Source organism: Citrobacter sp. LUTT5, from assembly GCF_009905315.1.
Classification (GTDB): Bacteria; Pseudomonadota; Gammaproteobacteria; order Enterobacterales; family Enterobacteriaceae; genus Citrobacter; species Citrobacter freundii.
In genome coordinates this window covers 1185772-1210207 of sequence record NZ_CP047606.1, presented here as the reverse complement: position 1 = coordinate 1210207, position 24436 = coordinate 1185772, and the positions used below count along the sequence as shown (strand labels likewise).

Genomic DNA, 24436 nt, shown 5'->3' with positions numbered 1-24436 from the left:
ACCACCTCAGATCAGACCGAACGAAGCTCCGAGGCCCGTCACGGTATCTACTGCGCTTGCCATCGCCGGATTCGCCTGCAAACGTGCATGTAATGAAACTGCAGTGAGAGCCATAAGGCGCGTAACAGAGTTGATGCTGTTGATAACATCGCGGCGGCCCGCACTGGTTTTTACATCACCGGATACTGCGCCTGCAGCTACTCGCCCAATCTCAGCAGTTGCGCTCATGACGTAATGCGGCAGGTTCTCTTTTGCCACTTCATTCAATGGCACGCACGGCAGGCAATGGATTTGAGCCAGAAAACCGTCAACCAGCGTTGAGTCTTCTGTGATATCAGTCAGCAGCCAGATCTCCGGCGGAGTGAGTTGATGTGGTTGGTCCGGGTTCAGTTTGTTGCGCAGAGTCTGGACGTTCATTCCTGCGCGTTCCGCCAGCTTCGCCATGTTGTGACGCAACGCGAAAGTCCGACAGGAGTCATCAAAGTGCGGATGTTTGGAAATCTTATAATCAAACATGTAAGCCCCTTAGAAAGTTCCCATAATTGAACTTACTGACCAACAATGACACGAAAGTTGGAATGACCAAGGGATTCACGGACCTGATCTGTTTTGTACATCAGGTAGCGCAAGCTGACGCGCCCCTTGTTTTTTTCCTTCTTCACCATGTATTTAGCAAGCTGACCATGGTGGATTTTTTGGTAAACAGAACCACGGGAAATTCCTTCCCATTCAGCGAACTCAGCAGGTGTAGCCATCTCTTTTGGTACACGAATTGAAATATCTGTGCTCATAGTGCAGTATCCTTAAGTTTAAGTTCGTTTTAGCTCGTTTTAGCTCACTTTTCGGGATTCTCTTTACGGGATAACCGTGATACTACGATCACTTTAAGTGATCGTCAATGGAGTATTTGATGATCAATATTCAGGCAGGTCCCAATACGGGAGGTCGAGAAGCAATCGAAAGATTGCTTAAGGCGTATGGATTCAGCACCAAACAAGCACTAGCTGACCATTTAAAAATCTCAAAAAGCACCATGGCAAACAGAAACTTACGAGATAGCTTCCCTGCTGAGTGGGTCATCCAGTGTGCACTTGAAACAGGGGTTTCGCTGTTATGGCTGGCCACAGGCCAGGGTGAAATGTTCACTTCAGAAGACCGAGAAAAAATTCCCGTAAACGAGTCAAACGTCACGCTTAGACCACTTTCCAAAATCGTTGCACCAAGCATTAAGCAAGTCGAATTGAAGAATGGAGAGTTGAATAACGAAGGGGAAGTCTTGCTTGATAGCAGCTTGCTGGACAGTGAGCCCGGCAATTCATTGTTTATAAAAACATCTACTGACTGCTTTGTAGTGGATATTTCTGTCAAACAGGTTAGCAATGGTTACTGGCTTGTCGATATTGATGGGGTGAAGAGCATCGTCAAAATTGCCCGAATACCAGGCAACAGAATTGTTGTTCACCAGGACGACTCATCCTTTGAGTGTTCTGTTGATGATGTGGAAGTTGTCGGGCGAGCCATTAAAGTAATCAAGAGTATTTAGTCATGACCATCAGGAAACAGCCGAACGGAAAATGGTTGTGTGAGTGCTACCCGAACGGGCGGGACGGCAAGCGCGTGCGCAAACAATTTGCGACAAAAGGCGAGGCTGTAGCATTCGAAAACTTCACCATGGATGAAGTGAACAAAAAACCATGGCTGGGAGAAAAGGAAGATCGGCGGCACTTGTCAGAAGTAATTGAGCAATGGCACTCGCTCTACGGGCAGACACTTGCGGACCCGAAACGCCTAATGGCGAAACTTAGAATTATCTGTAATGGCCTGGGCGATCCCATCGCCTCAGAGCTGACCGCCGGCGACTTTACAAAATACCGGGAAGCGCGGTTAAAAGGTGAAGTGCGAAATGAAGATGGCACGCTTATGTCGCCAGTTAAACCCCGCACGGTAAACCTTGAACAACGCAACCTATCATCGGTTTTTGGCACACTGAAAAAGCTGGGCCACTGGTCAGCGCCCAATCCACTCGCCGGGCTGCCAACATTTAAAATCGCAGAGGGCGAACTGGCGTTCCTGGCACCGGAAGAAATTAAACGCCTGCTGGGTGCCTGCGCTGATTCTCAAAGCCCCAGTCTGCTGATGATTGCAAAAATATGCCTGGCCACCGGCGCGCGCTGGAGTGAAGCCGAAAATCTGCAGGGCCATCAGTTATCGAAATACCGGATCACCTATACCAAGACCAAGGGCAAGAAAAACCGTACAGTGCCGATATCTCAGGACCTGTACGAAGAACTCCCCAAGAACAGAGGGAAACTATTCACCCCGTGCAGAAAAGCTTTTGAGCGAGCGGTAAAGCGGGCCGGTATTGAACTGCCAGAAGGGCAATGTACCCACGTCCTGCGTCACACATTTGCCAGCCATTTCATGATGAACGGAGGAAACATCCTTGTTCTTAAAGAAATTTTGGGACATGCCGATATTAAAATGACGATGGTATATGCACATTTTTCACCAGACCATCTAGAAGATGCAGTAACAAAGAACCCTCTCAATTCGATTGGTATATGAAATGGACTATATTCTGATAATTTTACCTTTTGTACTTATAGGTCTAGCGCTATGGGGTGTTCATAGCAGATACAATCTAATTCTTAACGATAATAACTTAGTTCGACAACCCTTATTTTGGTGTGCCATTATAATACCTACTACATTGTTCTTGTATTTTGGTTGTATTTCATGGAAAGATCACGGTCCTCAATTGAACTCTGACGGACTTATCAACTTTTACAATATAAGTAAAATACCTTTATTGTTCCTAGCATCATCTGTCCCTTTAGCTGCGATGGTAGCTAACTTACATCGAACAATACAAACAGAATCACAAATCGTTGAAACTAAGAAAAAAAATTCTATTGACTTATATTATTCCCATTTCAAGTTTTATACTGAGTCCTTTCAAAAGATCCCCTCAATTGAGGTAAAATATAATTCACTAACAAAAACGATACGTTTAACCCAATACTTTAGCTTATATAGAAAAATATTTCCTAACTCTAGTACGAATTCACATTCATCCACAATTATTAATCAACAATTCCTACAGGAATTATTAGCACTATGGGACGAAATTAACTTAAATATCTCAAATCATAACATGGAATATCAAAACTACAGTAAGAGTAAATTTAATTATAAATTTGAAACACTAGCAGAGAAAATCAACAAAATAGAATTATCTCTTATTCCAATATGTGAAAAACTATCTATTTCTGGTTATCACCACTCAAAGTTCGCAATTTACAATTACGGTGAAAGTAAGGAAAATGAATATTCATATATTATTTTGAAAAGTTCATTTTTTGATCATAATGATATGTGTAAAACAATAGAACATATTGAAGAAATAAACTTACAATTTTTAGAAATAATAAATCCGACTAATATAATAAAAAATAACCTTCCTATAAATAAACTGTTGAATGAGCAAGAATGGTTAAGTTTTAAGAACTCCGATACACTTGATTCATGTAGAGTAGATATCGATGTCTCATATACAACGCCAATATTTCAACCGTAATTAATGGCGACAAATTGGCGGCAGAGCATTAAAAACGCGTAAAACGGAGAAACACAAAATAATACTAACATTCTGTTTTTAAAGGCAACCTACTGTTTTTCTTATAGTAAAAATGGTATGTAGGAATTTCGGACGCGGGTTCAACTCCCGCCAGCTCCACCAAAATTCTCCATCGGTGATTACCAGAGTCATCCGATGAAGTCCTAAGAGCCCGCACGGCGCAAGCCCTGCGGGCTTTTTTGTGCCTTCAATTTGTCCCGCGAAGTCTGATGCCAACTAATTAAATCCGAACCTTTTAGGCACCTTGTTAGGCACCTCATAAAGCTATATTGTTTTTGAGGTGCCTAAAACTATGGAAACCCGGCAATGGCAAGACAAACCAAACCTCTATCCGTTAAGGAAATCGAATCTGCTAAACCCAAAGAAGCGGACTACGTTCTCTATGATGGCGATGGCCTTGAGCTACTCATCAAATCCAGCGGAAGTAAAATCTGGCAGTTTCGCTACATTCGCCCTGTCACCAAAAAACGTGCGAAGAAGAGCATAGGCCCCTACCCGTCAGTTACGCTTGCCGATGCAAGAAACTATCGCGCAGAGTCTCGTTCTCTTCTGGCGAAACAAATCGATCCTCAGGAGCATCAGCAAGAACAACTGCGCAGTTCGCTTGAAGCCAAAACAAATACTTTCCAGCTCGTAGCTGAACGATGGTGGAATGTGAAGAAAGCCAGCGTGACAGAGGACTATGCCGACAATATCTGGCGCTCGCTTGAGAGAGATGTTTTTCCTGCGATTGGCGACGTCAGCGTTACAGATATTAAAGCTCATACCCTGGTTCAGGCCGTGCAACCAGTCCAGGCCAGAGGAGCACTGGAAACTGTTCGTCGCCTGTGCCAGCGCATTAATGAGGTCATGATCTATGCCCAAAATACAGGTCTGATTGATGCGGTGCCCAGTATCAACATTGGCAAAGCCTTTGAGAAGCCGCAGAAGAAGAACATGCCCAGCATTCGACCAGATCAGCTACCACAACTGATGCAGACAATGCGAACAGCCAGCATTAGCCTTTCCACACGCTGCCTGTTCATGTGGCAACTTCTTACTATCACCCGCCCTGCCGAAGCGGCTGAAGCTCGCTGGGAAGAGGTAGACATAGAAGCGCGAGAGTGGAAGATTCCTGCAGCACGCATGAAAATGAACCGCGACCATACTGTTCCATTGTCAGATGAAGCAATTGCGATATTGGAAATGATGAAGCCGTTAAGCGGCAACCGGGAATTTATCTTCCCTAGCCGTATCAGGCCCAACCAGCCAATGAATAGCCAGACGGTTAACGCTTCGCTAAAACGCGCAGGTTTTGGTGGGGTGCTTGTTTCACACGGACTGCGATCTATTGCTAGTACGGCCCTTAATGAGCAGGATTTTCCACCTGATGTTATTGAGGCAGCGCTGGCCCATGTGGATAAGAATGAGGTACGACGGGCATACAATCGGAGCGACTATCTTGAGCAGCGCCGTCCGATGATGCAATGGTGGGCTGACTTTGTTATCTCAGCAGATCGTGGAACTATTATTGGAGACGGTATTCGAGGCATAAGGCTTGTCGGTTAACATTTATATAAGCGCCTCAAAGAGGCGTTTATATCTTTCATTCAAATCTGTAACTCCGGTTAATAGATGATTATTTTTTATGCCTATATTCGCATCAAAAGCTTGCTTAACACTTTCAACATCTCGTAACCAACGTTTTATGATAGCTCCAGCCAAAATGCAAATAGCCCTGTTTTGCCTGGATACATACCCCCTCACCTGAAGTGAGCTGCAACTTCTTCAAATCAATCTATTTTTAAAACGAGACTGTAAGCTAACTCAATTTTTTTCGTAACATGAATAACTTTACTACTAACACCCACATGTATAAGGCCAAAGTCAGCGAAAGAAGTGATACAAAGCAATAGGCAGTTTTTACAGCATTATACCTTTTAATCGCTCCGCCCCCCAATTCATAGAGTGTATTTAGAGACTCTCCAATTAAATTAATTGTATCAGGTAAAAATATCGCAGCTATTATGAGAGCCATTAATGCAACGGGAAGTGCTTTTGATAACAAAACACCAGAAACCGTAGCACGTGCAGCAACGTTATCCTCTTTATACCGCTTTGGGATTATGTCGAGAGCTTTCGTAATCTCAGAATACCAAAGACTAAAAAGAATAGCAGCAATTGCCATGAGTAAACTTGAAGCGGAAAGTAGATCACTCATTATATTTATGGATTCGCTGGAATTTGAAACTTTGCACAAAGCTGATTGTAAGATGAAGGTGGTATTTCAAATGTCGATACACTACCCTTTTTCTTTATTACTGCTGAAAGACTGCCATCAATGTCAGCTAAAACTTTATTCAATTCATTCACAACATTTTGGCTATTTATGACAACGGTATAATCCTGGGTATTGTTCTGACGTGCAGCTCGCCCGAGAGTTGCTTTAAGAGTATTGTCAATATGTGGACGTAATTGATATTGAAATTTCGAAATTACAGATTTAATCAGTGAACGACTTTCAGTCAAAGTCGTTTGGAACAGACTACTGACTGTCCGTTCATCTGGAATTTCGCCGTTAAATGTGTGTTCAATCAATAATAGTAATCTATACTCGAGCATGTCACTTCCACGTTTGAAGACTTTTTGCCCTCTAAACATAGTAAGATATTCTTTGAGTGATGCTGTTGCGCAAGTGTTTAGCTGATTATTTAGATCTGCAATGTTGCATCCAAGTATAGCTGCGATCTCTGCTTCTTCAGCAGTTGTAAAATTAAGAGTGACTGTAATTTGCAAAATTACCTTCCTGTCCAAGTTTGCCATTTTCGTTAAAAATTAAATTTAAATATTTCATATGGTTAGACAAAAATCTGTGTTCGTCATCTCAAAATTGAAATAAGTTTTCTTAATCCCAAGGGGGGATTTTCAGTACATAGGACATCCAACCTACTATATTTGGTGGGCAGTTTCCCCTGTTCACGCATTACATCTGCGATCATTACTTTGATTAAACTGGCACAGTCTTAATGAGATATGACTATCTCAATCTTACTAAGGGGTTAAGAGTATAGATGGCGCTCGATGATAACGATCTCATTCTGAGTGGCGCGTTTGCTTTAATATTCGAACTCGAAGACCACATAACTGCTTTACAAGTCATCTGGCATTTTCAGCCGACTTTGCCAAGTTAGCCTAGCCATCCAGAAGAGTGATGAAAAGATCATGAAGGGCGCTATCGTCAAACGTGTCTTGCTCAGACTCTTTCAACGACGAATAGCCAGGAGCGCACTCGCAACTACTTTGTTCTTCAATCTCACTAATGCGTTCCTCAATCGCTGAGATAGCACGATTCAACACGTCTTCAGAAACATCAAAACGTGTTGCTAATTTTTTGAGAGTATCTATTCGGTCTGACAGAGAAAACTCACTATTATCCTCGCAAATGCGGCTGGTGTTTTCCTCGAAGTCTTCAAGAACAGCTGCCTGCAAGGCGTAGATAACGCTGTCGGGTAGCCCCTCAGTTGCATCTACTGCGTCAACAAACGTGGGGAGCATGTCACTTGGACTCCACCGTATCGCCTCAGTAAGTTCTTTTTCAAGTAGTTCTAATAATTCAGTTTCGTAAATAAATGGTCTCCCAGAGCCACGTTCACCTCTCCTGGAAAAGAAATCGATCAGAGTCTCTCCATCCGACCATGCGCTGAAACCCTGCGGTGGATTACGGGCGATCGCCATAAGACTATCGGCAAATTTCCGTTCGTTCGTAAGTTGCCACCAATCCATAAGTATTCGAAGCCGTCTCGAGTTTGCGGCATCATTATATTCGAGTATTCGGGCATCATCGATTTTCGGACGCCAATGTGGACGAGTTTCGAACATATCTAATATGCTAACACAGGCTTTGGCTATCCTCACTCGATCAGTCTCGCGTAGCCCACGTGGATGTACGAAGTTCCACAACCGTGATATCCAGTCAATAGATGCTGTTGCGGGAATAAGGCGAATCAGGAGGTCTGTGTCCAATAAATAGGCTGACAGATAGTCCTTAAGGGAAGGGTTAATATAAGTGACTATTGGACCGTTGATATTGGTGATATTGATAAAGCTACCTTCCAGAATACAAAGGGCTTCTTCGAAATCCTTAGGCCCGCATGCTAGGCCATAGGCTACACTCATCTCGTTATGCAATTTATCAAATGACGATCGAAGGGTAGAGAGAGAAACCCCATATTCCGTAAGGAAAAACCTTGCTATCAGTAGATGCCTGCACCGATGATCAATATGTATACGGAATGCTTTATCCCAAATCTGACTTGGATTATTCAGTGCACTGATAAAGGTTGTAGGATAGGAAACCGGCTCAATATTACAGATGCGCAGTGCATCAGTCATCGCCTCGATTACGCGTGGATTATAATTCTTGTGATCTACGATTTCCGCAAGTTGATTACTCTCCAACAACGCCCTTATATACAATCGAGGCGTATCCGAAACTAGCAAATGATTGTAGAGAATCCGAGCTTTTATCCTGCGGGTATAGACACCAACATCGAGAACATATTTTGTAACATCGAGCAACTCATCACCAAGATGCTCTGAGACTCTCCTAGCTTCCTCAAAAATATAACCTCTAGTTGTTAGTATAAAACGGGCATTTGGCGAACGACGCACACGATTCATGAATCGCGCCAGATAAGAATCTTTATGCGCCAATGTTTGATGATCTAGGGCAACTTTTCCTAGAAAATCGTCAAAAAGAAATATCTGTTTTTTGCTGTCGCTTATAGCTGAAAAACCGTCCTCTAAACTATGGATCGGAACTAGCTCCCACTGCTCGCTCAAAAAAGTATAACAAAGCATTTCAGCCAACGTCGTTTTTCCGATACCCGGTGGTCCAGAGATGATAAGAAGTCGATGTTTATCTAATTTAGTAAATGCCTCATCAAAGCTGGGATTTGAGACGTAAACACGAACCTTATGCTCGATCTCTTCCTGCGTAACTGCCCTAAAAGCATACGCCGCCGCGCGTACGACCTGGTCCAAAATACCAGTGCCCGATAACCACACTTTGATATGCGACCTGAGGATATCTGGATATTTCCGAAGAAGGCCATTTATATCTTCTGGCCCCCAAATATCAGCCTCAGACCTCAAACTCGGCCCTATGAGCGGAACAAGTTTGCCCTTTCCAGCCGGAGTGAGCTTAGAGGAAGTCGCTAGAATATAGCGAGTGGGAGCTAACTTATCGATCGACAAGCGCTCACGTCTCATTGTGGCCATCAGTTTACTGAATGGCGAACCCTCATAATGCTTCGCTTGTAGAATGATGCGACTGTCAGCGTGTGCATGGCGGCCGTCAATACCATTATCAGGTCCAGCACAGAATGCCTCGAAGCGAAGCCCCTCTTCTTTTCCAATAAGGTCCCTAACAAGATCCTCAAAGTCTGCGGATGAAAGATTTCTGAAGTCGTAACTCATATAGAGACTCCGTTCGCAATATTTGGGTTATTAGCACTCGAAGCTATCTGATAGACATGAATGTGCTTGTGTAGTGGTCAACTAAAACTGGCCACGGCTTTAGAGTTTTTCCAGTATCGGTTTTCCGATTCGTTTGGGGGCAACCCACCGTTATAGTCATGCGGCCTTAGCGAGCTGTAATACCCGACGATATAGTCTGTGATCGCATGAGCAGCATCGCTAAAGTTTATATAACCTGTCACTGGCACCCACTCGTTTTTCAGACTACGGAAGAAGCGTTCCATCGGGCTGTTGTCCCAACAGTTTCCACATCGGCTCATACTCTGCCTGATCTGGCAACGCCACAGTAACTGCCGGAACTGCCTGCTTGTATAGTGGCTACCCTGGTCACTGTGGAACATCACTCCGGCTGGTTTACCGCGAGCTTCCCACGCCATTTCCAGCGCTCTGATGGTCAGCTTGCTATCCGGCGAGAATGACATTGCCCAGTCCACTGGTTTCCTTGCGAACAGATCGAGAACAACTGCAAGGTAAGCCCAACGCTTGCCTGTCCAGATGTACGTCACATCGCCGCACCACACCTGGTTAGGTTCTGTCACTGCGAACTGTCGCTCAAGGCGATTCGGGATAGCGATGTGTTCATGACCAACACGTTTATACCGGTGGGTAGGCTGCTGACAACTCACCAGCCCCAGTTCTTTCATGAGCCTGCCAGCAAGCCAGCGTCCCATTCTGAAGCCTCTCAGGGTTGCCATAATGGCGATACTTCTTGCGCCAGCAGAGCCATGGCTGATGTTATGCAGCTCCCGAACCTGGCTGCGTAACACAGCTCGCCAGCCGTCTGGCTTTTCGGCGCTTTTCTCCCAGTATTTGTAGCTACTGCGATGAACCCCGAACACGTGGCAGAGTGTGACCACAGGATACTGCGCTCTGAGTTTCCCGATTAACGAGAATTGTTCAGGGAGTCTAACATCAAGAGCGCGGTAGCCTTTTTTAATATGTCGTTTTCCATTTCAATGCGTTGTAGCTTTTTCTTCAGCTCACGTATTTCAATCTGTTCCGGGGTTATAGGGGAGGCTTTAGGTATTTTGCCCTGTCGTTCATCCCGCAACTGCTTTACCCATCGCGTCATGGTAGAAAGACCCACATCCATAGCACTGGCCGCAGCTGCAACGGTGTAGTTCTGATCAAGGACCAGTTGAGCGGATTCACGTTTAAACTCTGCGCTGAAATTTCTTTTTTTCATTGAGGCACCTGTAATGTTCTGAGGTGAGCATATCACCTCTGTTCAGGTGGCCAAATTCAGTAAACCACTACAGGTCAAATCTGATGACCATCAGGAAGCTAACGGAACGCGTATCGAGATGAATGGTAACGGTAATATTCAAACCCGTCTTGGAGCCAGAGCCTATCTGAAAAGCTTTAATAAAATGGATGAGGACAAAGGCCGCGAATTCCAGCCATTTATTGAAGCTAACTGGCTCCATAATACACGCAGTTTTAGCACAAAAATGGACGACGTTAGCGTCAGCCAGGAAGGTGCACGCAATCTGGGAGAGATTAAACTGGGTGTTGAAGGCAAGATTACGCCAGATTTAAATCTGTGGGGTAATGTGGGCGTCCAGATGGGAGACAACGGTTACAACAACAGCGCGGCAACGTTAGGACTGAAATATCATTTCTAATCAGCCCGCAACAAAAGATAGCCGGGGTGTTTTCGACAGCACCCTGGCTACTGCCATAATCCCAAATATATCGACGCTTGCATTATTCTCATAGCAAGGCGAGCTATGAGAATAATGAGCACTTAAATAGTACCAACCGTCATCCCATCCCTCCCATTTTACTGATCAAAAGGAGGGGAAAAAACGACTCGCTTTTAACAAAGCCATTCATAACCTTACTTATCAACTGGATACTCGCGATTAATCCACGCATGTTCATCTTCCCAGGTAAACATCCATTTGCGAACCGGCCCCGCCATCACGTTAAGGTAGTAGCTGTCATATCCTGCCAGGGTTGCCACCGGGTGATACCCTTTTGGCACCATCACCACATCGCGGTTATAGACTGCCATACACTCGTCAAGCGATCGGTCGTCGGTGTATACCCGTTGCAGACAGAATCCCTGCGGCGGGTTGAGGCGATGGTAGTAAGTCTCTTCCAGATAGGTCTCCTGCGGCGGATTGTCGGTATCATGCTTGTGACTTGGCCAGGAACTGGTACAGCCTTCGTTGGTCCACACTTCCACCACCAGCAGGCTATCAGCAGGTTTATCTTCCGGTAAAATGTTATGCACATAACGCTGGTTGTGACCTTTGCCGCGCGCTTCCCCGTCGATATCCTTAGGTGCAATCAGCCGTGTTGGGTGTGTGCCTTTCCCCGGCGCAGCGCAGACCGCCAGCTCCAGTCTGGTCACCGCCTGAACCTGTATGGTTTCACCAGCGGTGACATAGACCGCCCACGGTTTGATCCGTTCGAACGGGCTCATCCGCTCGCCGATATCAGTAAAGGTTGCACCCGGCGTGGTGACGGTCGCGCGTCCGGCGACCAATACCAGACAACGTTCTTCGCTGACGGCGGGCAGCGTAAGCTGCTGCCCCTCTTCCAGTTCATACGCTTTAAAGCCAACATATTCCCAACCGGCGCTTTCCGGCGTCACTGACTGCGTACGCCCCTGCGCGTCCGGCTGCTGCCAACGTGATAATAAACGTGACATATCACCTCCTCAGATAAGACCAGCGTCACGCGCCAGACGGCTAAGGTTGTTATAGCCCAGACGCGCATACGTCAGCGGATGCGCGATGGCCGGATCTTGCTCCGCCTCCACGACTAACCACCCCTGATACTGGTTCGCCTTCAGCAAGGCCATGATCGGCGGATAGTCAACGCAGCCATCGCCCGGCACGGTAAAGACCCCACTCAGTACCGCATCGAGAAAGCTGGTTTTGCGATTTTTGACATCCGCCAGCACGTCGGCACGCACGTCTTTACAGTGAACATGGTTGATACGCGATGCCCAGCGCTGCGCCACCGCCAGCGGATCGGCTCCGGCGAAGGTCAAGTGTCCCGTGTCGAGCAGCAATCCAACTTCATCACCGGTATTCGTCATCAGATTACCCACATCTTCAGCAGATTCAATCACCGTTCCCATGTGGTGGTGATAGGCAATCTGTACCCCCTGCTGTTGGGTGTAGCGCGCAAACTCGGTAAGCTTTTCACCGTATTCTTGCCAGCGCTCTTGCGGGAAGCGCGGACGCAGATGTACCGGCGTCTGCTGCTCGCCGTGAATGCAGCCACTGACTTCGGCAAAGACCAGCACCTTGGCCCCCAACTCGCGCAGTAACGTCAGATGTGACTGCACGGCGGCAATCTCCTCCTCCACGCTGCGTTCCAGCAGACGTCCAGAGTACCAGCCGGAAACCAGTTGCAGGTCGTGACGCTGCAAAATGGGGCCGAGCAGACGCGCCTCGCGCGGGAATTTATTACCCAGTTCGAAACCAGCAAATCCGGCCTCTTTACCCTCGCTCAGACAAGTATCAAGCGACGTCTCAGCGCCCAGTGAAGGAAGATCATCATTCGTCCATGTCAGTGGATTAATACCTAATTGTACCGTCATTATCTTCTCCTGAATTATGCTTGTCCGCGCTCGCGCCACCAGGCGATAAGCTGCAGGTAGTTATCTTTAATGCGCGCCACCAGTTGCGCATCGTCAATATCGTGTTTCAACCACGCGCGGGAAGCGTCGCCAAACAGCGTGCGTCCCACGGCAAATCCTTTCACCACCGCATGACCCGCAGCCGCTTTGAAATCAGCGCGCAGTTGCTCTGCCGGTGCGTCCAGACCAAGGATCACCACGCCACGGCAGTGCGGATCGCGCCGTTCGATAATGTCACTCAACGCCGTCCAGCCAGCAGAAGTCAGCGGTGGGAGTTTCCACCAGTCGGGGTAAATCCCTAAGTTGTAGAAGCGGGAAATAGCGCGCAAATACAGTTCATCACTGCGCGGCATACTGGCCGGCAAAATCACCTCCAGCAGCAGCTCATGACCAGACTGGCAACAGGCGCGGTACACCTCGGCGATTTTCTGTTCTTGCTCCAGACGCAACGCGTGGGCATCTTCCGGATGGAAAAAAACCAGACACTTCACCACATGTTCCTGCGGCCAACTGATGAGCTGCGAGCCAATATTGCCGTGTTCCATCTCCAGCGGGCGAGATCCCGGCAGTTCGATAGGGCGACCTATCCACCAGCCCTCTCCGGTTATCGAATTCAGTGCATCCTGACCAAACGTACCGTCGCAAAGCAGCCCGGCCTTGCCCTCCAGCCCGGCGCTGTTGGCCGCTTCACGGCTGGCCTGCAAAATAAGCTGTTTCAATGCCGGAATACGCTTCAAAGACGCGCCGCACTGTAGCGCCATCTCTTCAAGCTGACTGCGGTGATCGAAAGCCATCACACACAGTTCCGACCATGTGCGACGGCGAGTCGTCACGCGATGCAAATGGTTGAGATGCGGATCGAGATCCGGACGCGGAACCTCCGCAGCGCGAGAAAGATAATCATCAAGCTCAACTTTGCTCGGCATCGCCGGCGCACAGCCGTGACGCGATACCACCAGCGCACCACAGGCATTAGCATAGCGGCACGCCTGCTCCCAGCCCTCATCGTTGAGGTAGCCGCGCAGCAGGCCGGACATAAACGCATCCCCCGCCCCCAACACGTTCAGCACCTCCACGCGTACGCCGGTCACCGTCAGACCATCGTCCAGCCGGGCCGGGATCGCGTCGGTATACACCGAGCTACCGAGCGCACCGCGCTTGCAGACCAGCGTCGCGTTACTCACGCCGCGAACCTGCGACAGCGCCTGCAGCGTATCGGTACTGCCGCCCGCGATATGAAACTCCTCCTCGGTGCCGACAATCACATCAAAAAGATGCAACACCTCCTGCAATTGACGGGTGACCTGATCGGCGGCGATAAAACGCGTTTCGCCGTCGCCTAAGGATGTAAGCCCCCACAACACCGGGCGATAGTCGATATCCAGCGCCGTACGCACGCCGTGACGCCGGGCGTAAGCCAGCGCCGTCAACACCGCTTCGCGGGTTTGCGGATGAGAAAGATGCGTCCCGGTGATGGCCAGACAACGGGCAGACGCGATGAACTGTTCATCAACATCGCTGGCGGTAATCGCCATATCCGCGCAGTTATCACGGTAAAAAATCAGAGGAAAGGTGTCCCGGTCTTTAATGCCGAGTAGCACCAGCGCTGTCAGGCGGTCTTTATCGGTAATCAGATGGCTGGTATCGCAGCCTACCTGATTTAATTCTTCACGCAGGAAACGCCCCATATGTTCGTCACCAACCCGCGCCAGCATTGATGAACGCAGTCCCTGCCGCGCCGTTCCGTAGGCCACGTTGCCGGACGATCCGCCAAGATATTTGGCAAAGCTCGACACATCTTCCAGGCGTGCGCCAATCTGCTGACTGTAGAGGTCAACCGCCACGCGGCCCATGCATATCACATCAAACTGCTTTTCCACGTTGATACCTCTTCAGACAATATCGTTCACATTCAGCCAGCGGCCTTCCAGGTGCGAGAGTGCGATAGCGTCAAGCACACGCGACACCTTCCAGCCCTCTTCGAAGTCCGGCCACATCGGCGCATCGGCGGCAATGCCGTCCACCAGGTCGCGCACTTCCACAGTTTTCTGGTCGTTAAAACCGATACCATGCCCGGCTCCCATGCAAAACGCGCCGTAGTCCGGATGCGAAGGACCAACCAGTAAAGTGCGAAACCCCTGGCGGTTGACCGGATCGTCATGCAAATAGAGCTTCAGCTCAGCCATGCGCTCCTGGGTAAAACTGATGGTTCCTTTGGTCCCGGTAATCACATACGACAACCCCATCTTGCGGCCACAGGCGACGCGGGAGGTTTCAATCACCCCTTGCGCACCGCCTGCAAAGCGCACCATCGCGTGGGCCTGATCTTCGTTCTCTACCGTCACCATTTGCGAGGAACCGACTTGCGCCGGACGCTGTGGCACCACGATCTTCAAGTCGCCGCAGACCTGATGAATATCGCCAACCAGGTACTGCGCCATATTGACGATATGCGCCGCCAGATCGCCAAGTGCCCCCAGACCCGCCGTTTCTTTAAAACAGTGCCAGTGGATCGGCGCAAGCAGATCGGCCATGTAGTCTTCGTTGTGGGTGCCGTAGAAATGGATCACCTCGCCAATTTCGCCGCGCTCAATGATCTCTTTCGCCAGCTGCGCCGTTGGGTTCTTCATATAGTTGAACCCCACCAGGGTTTTCACTCCTGCCCGCTGTGCGGCCTCAACCATTTCACGCGCGTCGTGGGCGTTCAGCGCCAACGGTTTTTCCGAGTACACATGCTTGCCATGGCGAATCGCTTCCAGCGCCATCTCTTTATGCAGATGGTTGGGAGAGCAAATATCCACGACATCAATGGCCGGGTCGGCCACCAGCGCCCGCCAGTCTCCGGTTGAGCGATTGAAGCCAAACGCCTGCGCCCGCTCTGCCGCCAGTTCCGGCGTGACTTCCGCCACCATCTCGCGCACCAGTTTGCCGCGCAGGTTAAACACCGTCGGGGCCTGGGCATAGGCGATAGCATGCGCCTTGCCGATATACCCGGTGCCAATCAATCCAATACGAACTTCTTTCATCATGATCCTCACAGTGCGCCGCGACGGCTCTTGGCGTAGGTATCGAACGCCACCGCCAGAACGATAATTAAGCCGGTAATAATTTGTTGGTAGTAAGCCGAGACGTTCATCAGCACCAGACCGTTAATCAGGATGCCCATGATGATCGAGCCGATAATGGTGCCGCCGATGCGTCCGTAGCCCCCCATCAGCGACGTGCCGCCAATGACCACCGAAGCGATGACGCGCAGCTCAAAGGAGATCCCGGCGACCGCTTCCGCACTACCTAAACGCGCACTGAGGATGAAGCCCGCCAGCCCCGCCAGACAGCCAATCAGCACGTAGACGCTCACCAGCACGCGCTTCACATTGACCCCTGCCAGACGCGCCGCCTCTGGGTTGCCGCCGATGGCGTATACGAAGCGCCCCCAGCGGGTTTTATGCAGTGCCAGGTAACCGCCAATAGCGACCAGAGCAAAGATCCAGATTGGAATCGAAATGCCGAGCAGTTCGCCGCGTCCCCACCAGCGGTATCCCGCGTCGAAACCGGCAATCGGCGCGCCGTCGTTGATCACCAGCGTCAGGCCGCGCCAGATGGTCATCCCGCCGAGGGTGACGATAAACGGCGGCAGACGCAGGCGGGTCACGCCGAGGCCATGCAGAAAACCAATCGCGGTGCCCATCGCCATACAGATACCAAGACCAATCAGCCAGCTCATGCCGCCCCAGGCGTTCGGATCGACTGTGGTGAAGTTGTCGCCCTTGATCACATACGCGGCGGTCATAGCGCAGACCGCCAGGATAGAGCCCACCGACAGATCGATGCCGGCAGTCAGAATGACAAACGTCATCCCCACCGCCATGATCCCGTAGATGGAGACTTCGGTCAGAATGTTGAAAATGTTGCGTTCAGAAAGAAAATTGCTGTTCTGCAACTGAAAGAAAATCAGCAGCAGGATCATAAAAATCAGCACCCCAAAGCGCTCAAAAAAGGCAATGGGATCAAGACGTCCACCGCGTTTGGCTGGAACCTGCGTTTTAGAAATAATCTGCGTCATGAGTCACTCCGTTATGCCGCATTCAGGGCGTTATGGTTGATGGCCATCATCGTCATTAGCCGCTCTTCGTTGGCGTCATCGCCGTGGATCTCGCCAGTCACCCGACCTTCACTCAACGTGATGATCCGATCGGAAACCGCCATGACTTCCGGCAGATCGGAGGAGATCACAATCACCGCCACGCCCTTTTTCGCCATATCAAACAGCACCTGATGGACTTCTGATTTGGTGCCAACATCGATGCCGCGCGTCGGTTCATCCACAATCAACACCCGAGGGTTAAGCGCCATGCAGCGCGCGAGGATCACTTTTTGCTGGTTTCCGCCGGAGAGCTTGCGCACCTCCTGCGCACTGTTGACCATTTTGATCTGCAGCGCCTGGCGGTAAGACTCAATCAGGGCATCTTCTTTGCGGGTATTCACAAACCAGCGCCAGTGCAGCAGTGACGACAGGCTGGAGAGCGACAGGTTGTCGCGGATCGACAGTCCCAACACTGCACCCTCTTTTTTACGATCTTCCGGTACCAGCGCCAGCCCCTGATCCAGCGCAAACAGCGGATCGCGCGGCTGATACGGCACGCCATCAAGTTCAAAGCTGCCGGAGGTAAAACCGTCGGCGCCAAACAGGCAGCGGGCCACTTCGGTGCGCCCGGCACCCACCAGTCCGGCAATACCTAATACTTCGCCAGCATGCACGTGGAAGCTAATGTCGTGCAGCGCGATGCCATGCGGATCCAGCGGCGGTTTTTCGCGGCTAAGCCCCTTCACCGCCAGACGCACAGGTTTATCTTCATGGTGAGTTTCGCTGGCCGGGCGGCGATTAAAGGCCACATCGCGCCCCACCATCAGACGGATCAGCTGTTCTACGGTGGTCTGTGCAACCGCACCATTACCGGTGAATCGCCCATCCTGGAAAACGGTGAACTGGTCGCAGAGCTGAAAAACTTCATGCAGGCGATGGGTGACGTAGATAATGCTCACACCACGCCCTTTAAGTTCCCGCACCACCCGGTGCAGACTTTCTACTTCGCTATCGCTCAACGCGGCGGAAGGTTCGTCCATGATGATCAGCTTCGCGTTCAACGTCAGCGCCCGCGCAATTTCCACCATTTGCTGCTGCGCCACGCTCAGTCGGGCCACGGCTGTGGTTGGCGCAACGTTCAGTTGCAGGTAATCCAGAATGACCTGCGCCTCCTGATTTACCGCCTTTTCGTCCACAATCAGATTGCGTTTACGCGGTTCGCGTCCGAGGAACATATTCTCGGCGACGGTCATATTGGGCAGCAGATTAAATTCCTGATAAATCGTGATAATGCCCTTGTTCTGCCGCTCAACCGGAGAGTCTTCTATCGGCAATGTTTCGCCGTTGAACCAAATATCCCCGCGTGTTTGCGGCTGTGCGCCCGCCAGCGCTTTCAGCAGGGTCGATTTTCCGGCACCGTTCTCACCTAACAGCGCATGAATCTCGCCTGCTCCGACAGTCAGTTGTGCGCTGCTCAGCGCCCAAACACCGGAAAAGCTTTTCGCCAGGTCGGTCACTTTCAGTAAGGGTTGCGACATCGGTCTGCTCCTCCTCATAGAGAGCCGCCACTTGCGCGGCGGCTGCGGACATATCAGTTACCGGCCTCACTAATACGCTCGGCCTGCTGCAGGTTCTCTTTGGTGATAAGCGTTGGCGGGTAGTCAGCCCCGGTGATCGCAGTCTTCTCACGGACGTTATTCACCAACTGGCTCATGGCCGTTTTCACCGCAAAGCCAGGACGTTGATCCGCCGTCACTGCCAGCCAACCGTCGCGCACACGCGCCAGTGCTTCCGGCACGGCATCGAAGCCCGTGACCAGAACTTCACCCGGCTTCAGTCCTTGTCCCTGTAACGCTTCAATCGCGCCCAGCGCCATATCGTCGTTAGCGGAGAGGATCACCTGCGGGCGTTTCGGCAGCGAAGGCAGCACGCTTTCAACAATGCGCATCCCTTCAGAACGCATCCAGTTACCCGTCTGGTCGGCAACGATCTTGTACTTTTCACCGCCCGCCTTCAGGCTGTCGCGAATACCTTTAGTACGTTCAATGTTGGAGGAGGAGCCTGGCTGGCCGGTCAGCAGAATAATGTCTGCCCCGTCTGGGAATTTGGTTTTGACAAAGTCGCCAATCGCCTGGCCGCCTTTGTAGTTGTTCGCGCCGAAGTGCGGCACTTTTTTCTGGCTGTCAACGGAGCGGTCGAGCGTGACCACGGGCAGTTTCGCATCCTGAATTTCATCTACCGCGCTGGATACCGCGTTGACATCGTTCGGCGAAACAATAAAGCCCTGTGCGCCACGAGTTATGGCGTTTTCCAGGTCAGCGACCTGTTTTGGCGAGCTACCCTGCCCGTCCAGGACCTGTAAATTCACGCCCATCTCTTTTGCGGCTTTCACCGCCGTGCGCTGCATGTGAACTTCAAATGGCATCGCCAGGTTTGGCGTACTGAAAACAATTTGCTCATTTTCAGCAATGGCTGCCCCGGATGTCATGGCGATGAGGACAGCTAAGATCAATTTTTTCATTATTATGTCTCTCTGTGTAGGGTAGGTTGTGGTGACAATCAGAGGAGAACTTCACGCTGGCTATGCAGTGACTCCAGCGCTTTATCCGCCAGATACAGCGCACGCTCGCCATCGTCCCCGCTGCAATCAGGGACCGCTTCGCCGCGCAGTACCGCAACAAAGTGTTCCCATTCCGCGGCATAGGCCGATTTATAACGCTGCAGGAAGAAGTGTTCAGGTAACGCGCTGGTGCAGCCCTGTTTGCCGTAATGCTGCACCTGGTTTTCGAGAATATTGCCCGCGCACAGCAGCCCTTCAGAGCCGTGCAGCTCAAGGCGCTGATCGTATCCGTAAGAAGAACGGCGGCTGTTGACGATGGTCGCCATCGCGCCGGAGGCATATTTCAGTACGATGAACGCGGTGTCGATATCGCCCGCTTCGCCAATCGCCGGATCCACCAGATTGCTGCCCTGGGCATACACCGAAACCGGCTCTTCGCCCATGATAAAGCGCGCCATATCAAAATCGTGGATGGTCATATCGCGGAACATACCGCCGGATACACGCACATATTCCGCAGGCGGCGGCGACGGATCGCGGGAGATGATCAGCAGCGATTCCGGCTTACCGATACGCCCGGCCAGTGCGTCAGTTTTCACTCGGCGAAATTGCGGATCGAAGCGGCGGTTGAAACCGATAAACAACGGTACGTCGTACTCTTTGACCACTTTCAGACAGTCGCGTACACGGGCCAGATCCAGGTGGACCGGCTTTTCACAGAAGATGGCTTTGCCGTGGCGTGCGGCCATTTCAATCAGATCCGCGTGGGTATCGGTCGCGGAGGCAATCAGCACGGCGTGAACGTTAGGGTCCGTCATCGCCTCATCCAGGCTTTGCAAACGAGCCTGGTACTGTGTGGCAAGACGAGTGGCAAATTCCTGATTCGGGTCGACGACCGACCAGAGGGTAGTAGCACTGTGACTGGCAATGTTAGCTGCATGTACCTGGCCAATTCGGCCAGCGCCCAGTAAAGCAATGTTAAACATAACGGCTCCCGGTGTTGGTGAATGCGATGAACTAACGACCCTTTAAATAAAACATTTATTTCATTTTTATAAATAGTGAAAATTATATTTTTGGGTGCAAGTTAACACTTTTGAGATGATCGAGATAAAATTTGTTATCAATATCACAACATAAAGACAGGAAAGATGAAGGAATTGGCCCCCTTCCGTTCAGGAAGGAGGTGATGGATGAAGAGAAAGGAAAAATGAAATGAAAATTTCGTTGTCGCAGGTTGCCGGATGACGACGCTAACGCCTTATCCGGCCAGGAGATAGAATCCGCTGTAGGCCGGATAAGCGCAGCACCATCCGGCATTAATCGCTTTTAGTACTGGCGTGCGTTTTTCACCTGCTCAAACGTCTGCTCAGCCGCTTTTCGCACCGACGGAGAGTCTGCCACCTGCGCATCGCCAGTGCGCCACCAGGAGGCATAGTCGTGGGTCATGGTTTTCGGCAGAACTTTGATATCCAGCAGCACAGGCCCTGAATGCACACGGGAGGCTTCCAGCGCCGCCAGCAGACTTTGCTCGTCATGTACGCGCCATGCCCGACAGCCGTAGCTTTCCGCGTTTTTGGCAAAATCGACCTTCACCAACGGTCCATCTAACCGTCCGGTTTGCGGGTTGCGGTGGCGGTTTTCCGTACCGAAACTCCCCATCCCATGCCCCATCTGCAGGTTGTTAATGCACCCGAAGCTGGCGTTATCAAACAACAGGATAGTGACTTTTATCCCCTCCTGAACGGCGGTTTGTAGCTCGGAATGCAGCATCATGTATGAGCCATCCCCCACCATGGCATAAACCGGCTGCTGTGGCTTCGCCAGCCTGGCCCCAATAGCAGCCGCAATTTCATAGCCCATACAGGAGTAGCCGTATTCCAGGTGATAGCTGTCCGGGGTTTTGACCTGCCAGATACGCTGTAAATCGCCTGGCAGCGATCCAGCGGCCCCCACGACGATAGCGTTATCTTCAATGTGCTGATTGATAAGTCCCAGCACCTTCGTCTGGGTCAACCGGGTGTTTAGCGTGTCGCCATATTCCGCCAACTGAGCGTCAAGATGCCCTGCCACTTCGGGTTCGTCGTCGGGACGCCAGTCGCGATCCCATAAACGTTGGCACTCATTGCGCCAGGCCGCCTGCGCCTGCGTGACCTCCTTCCCCCAATCGCTGCGGTAGTCTTTCAGCGTTTCAGTTAACGCCGTAAGCCCGGTACGGGCGTCGGCGATAAGCGCGGTGGCATCAAGCTTCAGCGCGTCAAACTCCGCCACATTCAGCAGCAGGAACTCAACCTCCGGATGAGAAAACAGCGCTTTCGAACCGGTGGTAAAGTCGGTGAGGCGCGTACCGATGCCGATCACCAGATCGGCTTGCGGTGCGAGCTGATTCGCTGCCATCCCTCCAGTTACTCCAATGCCTCCGAGGTTAAGTGGGTGGTCACTAACCAGTGCGCCTTTTCCGGCCTGAGTTTCGGCAAACGGCAGTTGCAGCGTTTCAACAAACGTACGAAACGCCTCATACGCGCCGGAATATCGTACCCCGCCGCCACATACCACCAGCGGACGGCGTTTGCGGGCAATCAGCGCCCGCGCCATCGCCAGACGCTGTGGGTCGGGCGGTCGACGTTCAATCAGATGAACGCGGCGCGCAAAGGAACTCTGTGGATAGTCCCAGGCTTCTCCCTGTACATCCTGTGGCAGGCAGATGGTCACGGCACCAGTATCTGCGGGGTCAGTAAGCGTTCGCATCGCGTTTAGCATCGCGCTCATTAACTGCTCCGGGCGGTTAATCCGGTCCCAGTAACGCGAGACCGGGCGGAAGCAGTCGTTGGTGCTGATGCCAAGGTCATGGTATTGCTCAATTTGCTGCAATACCGGGTCCGGCTGACGGCTGGCGTATACATCCCCGGGCAACAGCAACAGCGGAATACGGTTCGCCGTTGCGGTCGCCGCGGCAGTCACCATATTCGCCGCTCCCGGCCCAACCGATGACGTCACGGCAAAAATACGCTGGCGCCGATGCTGTTTGGCGAATCCGGTCGCCATGTGCGCAATTCCCTGCTCATTACATCCCTGCATCACCTGCAAATGACCGGGATCCTGCTCCAGCGCCTGGCCAATGCCAAGCACATTACCGTGACCAAAGATGGTGGCGACACCCTCGACAAAGGGCGTTTCCACGCCATCGACACAGATATATTGTTGATTAAGGAATTTGACCAGCGCCTGAGCCATGGTCATACGTTCGGTTTGCATAACCCCTCCTGTCAGCCCAGCGTTGGCATGGAGAACGCTGCCCCTGTGTCCTGCAGCATCTCCGGCCAGCGTGCGGTGACGGTTTTCATCCGGGTATAGAAGCGCACGCCATCATTGCCGTGAACATTGAGCGCACCAAAAATGGACCGCTTCCAGCCGCCAAAACTGTGGAACGCCATCGGCACCGGAATAGGCACGTTAACGCCCACCATGCCCGCCTGCACCTCTTCGCAGAAACGACGCGCACAGCCGCCATCACGTGTGAAAATTGCCGTGCCGTTACCATATTCATGACGATTAATCAGTTCCACCGCGCTGCTGTAATCTGCTACGCGCACCACAGAAAGCACCGGTCCAAAAATCTCTTCTTTATAAATGGTCATCTCCGGCGTGACGTTATCAAACAGGGTCGGCCCAACAAAATAGCCCTGCTCATGACCTTTGACGCTAAAATGCCGACCATCCACACGCAGGCTGGCCCCCTGCGATTCCCCACTGTCGATATACCCGAGCACTTTATTCCGATGCACCGAGGAGATAAGCGGTCCCATTTCGTTTTCCGGTGTCTGATCAAGCCCCGGCCCGACACGCAGCGCCGCAATCTGTTTTTCCAGTCTCGAGCACAGCTCATCTGCCGTTTTATCACCCACCGCCAGCACGACAGAAAGCGCCATGCAGCGTTCACCCGCCGCGCCGTAAGCGGCACCCATAATGGCGTTGGTCGCCATATCCATGTCGGCATCCGGCATTAAAATGCAGTGATTTTTAGCACCACCTAACGCCTGGCAACGCTTACCGTGGGCTGACGCTGTCTGATAAATGTATTCCGCAATCGGCGTAGAGCCGACAAAGCTCACGGCTTGCACGCGCGGGTCAGTCAGCAGCACGTCGACGGACTCTTTATCTCCCTGTACGACGTTGAACACGCCGTCCGGCAGGCCCGCCTCTTGCAGCAGTTTCGCCAGAGCCAGGGCGAGAGAAGGATCTTTTTCCGAGGGTTTCAGCACAAAGGTATTCCCGGTTGCCAGCGCGATGGGGAACATCCACATCGGTACCATTGCCGGAAAGTTAAACGGCGTGATCCCGACGCAAACCCCGAGAGGTTGCATCAGCGAATGGCTATCGACGCCGGTGCCTACGTTGGCTGAGTGTTCGCCCTTTTGCAGATGTGGGATGCCGCAGGCAAACTCCACCACTTCCAGGCCGCGGGTCAGCTCACCAACTGCGTCAGAGAACACCTTGCCATGCTCTTCGCTGATGATGCGAGCCAGCCTCTCCATGTTTTCTTCCAACAGCGCCTTAAAGCGGAACATCACTCGCGCACGTTTTAACGGAGAATGGCGCGCCCACCCGGGGAATGCGTCGTGCGCTGCCGCAATGGCCTGCTCGGTTTCCTGTATCGTACTCATCACCACCTGGCGGATCTGCTCGCCGGTGGCCGGGTTGAAGATTGCCTGAACGCGCTGGCCTGAACCGGTGACACATTCGCCGTGGATAAAATTCGCTACTGTCTCCATCCTTAACCTCTCGCTGTTGATACGTGACTGTTACCTGAACACTGTTATCTGTGTACTATATATGAAACAAACATTCCATTTTAAGTTGAAATAAAATAAATAATGATTAATGTGATCAAGGATGGGTTTTTATGTTAACAAGCGGAATCGCATGATTAGCGTGCACTGGCAGAACGTTTCAGCGAACGGCAAACCTGAAGCTTTTGTTTCGTTTTTACAGCCAGATGAATGAGTGACATTTCAAAGACGCGGTTTTGCGTTTAGAATC

At 51.1% G+C, this 24436-nt stretch carries 20 protein-coding genes and 1 pseudogene; 5 read left to right on the top strand and 16 right to left on the bottom strand.

Annotation, left to right across the window (positions count from 1 at the left end):
* Window positions 1-6 precede the first annotated feature (6 nt).
* A complete protein-coding gene (locus GUC46_RS05705; RefSeq protein WP_121540380.1) occupies window positions 7-516 on the bottom strand; it encodes a phage regulatory CII family protein in 510 nt (169 codons plus the stop codon).
* 32 nt (window positions 517-548) lie between these two features.
* Window positions 549-791 (bottom strand): Rha family transcriptional regulator, encoded by a 243-nt coding sequence (locus GUC46_RS05700; RefSeq protein ID WP_000102106.1) that lies wholly within the window; start codon window positions 789-791, stop codon window positions 549-551.
* 119 nt (window positions 792-910) lie between these two features.
* Here GUC46_RS05700 and GUC46_RS05695 point away from each other — a divergent pair, with 119 nt between their 5' ends.
* The 4 genes from GUC46_RS05695 (at window position 911) to GUC46_RS05680 (ending at window position 5185) form a co-directional block, all read left to right on the top strand.
* Window positions 911-1543: a phage repressor protein CI gene (locus GUC46_RS05695; RefSeq protein ID WP_121540381.1), complete on the top strand. Its 633-nt coding sequence runs from the start codon at window positions 911-913 to the stop codon at window positions 1541-1543.
* Between the two features lie 2 nt (window positions 1544-1545).
* Window positions 1546-2565, top strand: a complete 1020-nt coding sequence (locus GUC46_RS05690) for a site-specific integrase (RefSeq protein ID WP_121540382.1) — start codon at window positions 1546-1548, stop codon at window positions 2563-2565.
* 1 nt (window position 2566) lies between these two features.
* A complete protein-coding gene (locus GUC46_RS05685) occupies window positions 2567-3577 on the top strand; it encodes a hypothetical protein (protein ID WP_121540383.1) in 1011 nt (336 codons plus the stop codon).
* Window positions 3578-3943: 366 nt separating this feature from the next.
* Entirely contained in the window at window positions 3944-5185 is a 1242-nt protein-coding gene (locus tag GUC46_RS05680; protein ID WP_160179902.1) for an integrase, read from the top strand.
* 253 nt (window positions 5186-5438) lie between these two features.
* Here GUC46_RS05680 and GUC46_RS05675 read toward each other — a convergent pair whose 3' ends face one another.
* The 4 genes from GUC46_RS05675 to GUC46_RS05660 form a co-directional block, all read right to left on the bottom strand.
* Complete coding sequence (locus GUC46_RS05675) at window positions 5439-5837, bottom strand: hypothetical protein (protein WP_160179900.1); 399 nt, start codon at window positions 5835-5837, stop codon at window positions 5439-5441.
* A gap of 5 nt (window positions 5838-5842) precedes the next feature.
* A complete protein-coding gene (locus tag GUC46_RS05670; protein ID WP_160179898.1) occupies window positions 5843-6412 on the bottom strand; it encodes a hypothetical protein in 570 nt (189 codons plus the stop codon).
* Between the two features lie 396 nt (window positions 6413-6808).
* Window positions 6809-9094, bottom strand: a complete 2286-nt coding sequence (locus GUC46_RS05665; RefSeq protein ID WP_160179896.1) for a restriction endonuclease — start codon at window positions 9092-9094, stop codon at window positions 6809-6811.
* Between the two features lie 77 nt (window positions 9095-9171).
* Window positions 9172-10340 (bottom strand): IS3 family transposase gene (locus tag GUC46_RS05660; protein WP_160179893.1). Its coding sequence is split into 2 segments (ribosomal slippage): window positions 9172-10091 and window positions 10091-10340, totalling 1170 coding nucleotides; the frame shifts between segments, so codons are not numbered across the junction.
* Window positions 10341-10413: 73 nt separating this feature from the next.
* Between GUC46_RS05660 and GUC46_RS05655 the strand changes: the two are divergent.
* Window positions 10414-10779: pseudogene (locus GUC46_RS05655) on the top strand (autotransporter outer membrane beta-barrel domain-containing protein); the annotation flags it as partial.
* Between the two features lie 215 nt (window positions 10780-10994).
* Here GUC46_RS05655 and iolB read toward each other — a convergent pair.
* The 10 genes from iolB to GUC46_RS05605 all read right to left on the bottom strand — a co-directional run bounded on the left by iolB (window position 10995) and on the right by GUC46_RS05605 (window position 24168).
* Window positions 10995-11813, bottom strand: a complete 819-nt coding sequence (gene iolB / locus GUC46_RS05650) for a 5-deoxy-glucuronate isomerase (protein ID WP_032938049.1) — start codon at window positions 11811-11813, stop codon at window positions 10995-10997.
* Between the two features lie 9 nt (window positions 11814-11822).
* Window positions 11823-12713, bottom strand: a complete 891-nt coding sequence (iolE, locus tag GUC46_RS05645; RefSeq protein WP_003845952.1) for a myo-inosose-2 dehydratase — start codon at window positions 12711-12713, stop codon at window positions 11823-11825.
* Between the two features lie 14 nt (window positions 12714-12727).
* Complete coding sequence (gene iolC / locus GUC46_RS05640) at window positions 12728-14632, bottom strand: 5-dehydro-2-deoxygluconokinase (RefSeq protein ID WP_160179891.1); 1905 nt, start codon at window positions 14630-14632, stop codon at window positions 12728-12730.
* A gap of 12 nt (window positions 14633-14644) precedes the next feature.
* On the bottom strand, window positions 14645-15778 hold the full coding sequence (locus GUC46_RS05635) for a Gfo/Idh/MocA family protein (protein WP_160180779.1): 1134 nt from the start codon (window positions 15776-15778) through the stop codon (window positions 14645-14647).
* Window positions 15779-15786: 8 nt separating this feature from the next.
* Window positions 15787-16815, bottom strand: a complete 1029-nt coding sequence (locus tag GUC46_RS05630; protein WP_003839791.1) for an ABC transporter permease — start codon at window positions 16813-16815, stop codon at window positions 15787-15789.
* 11 nt (window positions 16816-16826) lie between these two features.
* Window positions 16827-18374, bottom strand: a complete 1548-nt coding sequence (locus GUC46_RS05625) for a sugar ABC transporter ATP-binding protein (RefSeq protein ID WP_048998702.1) — start codon at window positions 18372-18374, stop codon at window positions 16827-16829.
* 53 nt (window positions 18375-18427) lie between these two features.
* Window positions 18428-19357 (bottom strand): sugar ABC transporter substrate-binding protein, encoded by a 930-nt coding sequence (locus GUC46_RS05620; protein WP_003839787.1) that lies wholly within the window; start codon window positions 19355-19357, stop codon window positions 18428-18430.
* A gap of 38 nt (window positions 19358-19395) precedes the next feature.
* Window positions 19396-20382, bottom strand: a complete 987-nt coding sequence (iolG, locus tag GUC46_RS05615; protein ID WP_003845960.1) for an inositol 2-dehydrogenase — start codon at window positions 20380-20382, stop codon at window positions 19396-19398.
* A gap of 343 nt (window positions 20383-20725) precedes the next feature.
* Window positions 20726-22651 carry a 3D-(3,5/4)-trihydroxycyclohexane-1,2-dione acylhydrolase (decyclizing) gene (iolD, locus tag GUC46_RS05610; protein ID WP_160179889.1) on the bottom strand — a complete coding sequence of 642 codons (1926 nt, stop codon included), beginning with the start codon at window positions 22649-22651 and terminating at the stop codon, window positions 20726-20728.
* An 11-nt stretch (window positions 22652-22662) separates the two neighbouring features.
* Entirely contained in the window at window positions 22663-24168 is a 1506-nt protein-coding gene (locus tag GUC46_RS05605; protein WP_061547963.1) for a CoA-acylating methylmalonate-semialdehyde dehydrogenase, read from the bottom strand.
* Window positions 24169-24436 lie beyond the last annotated feature (268 nt).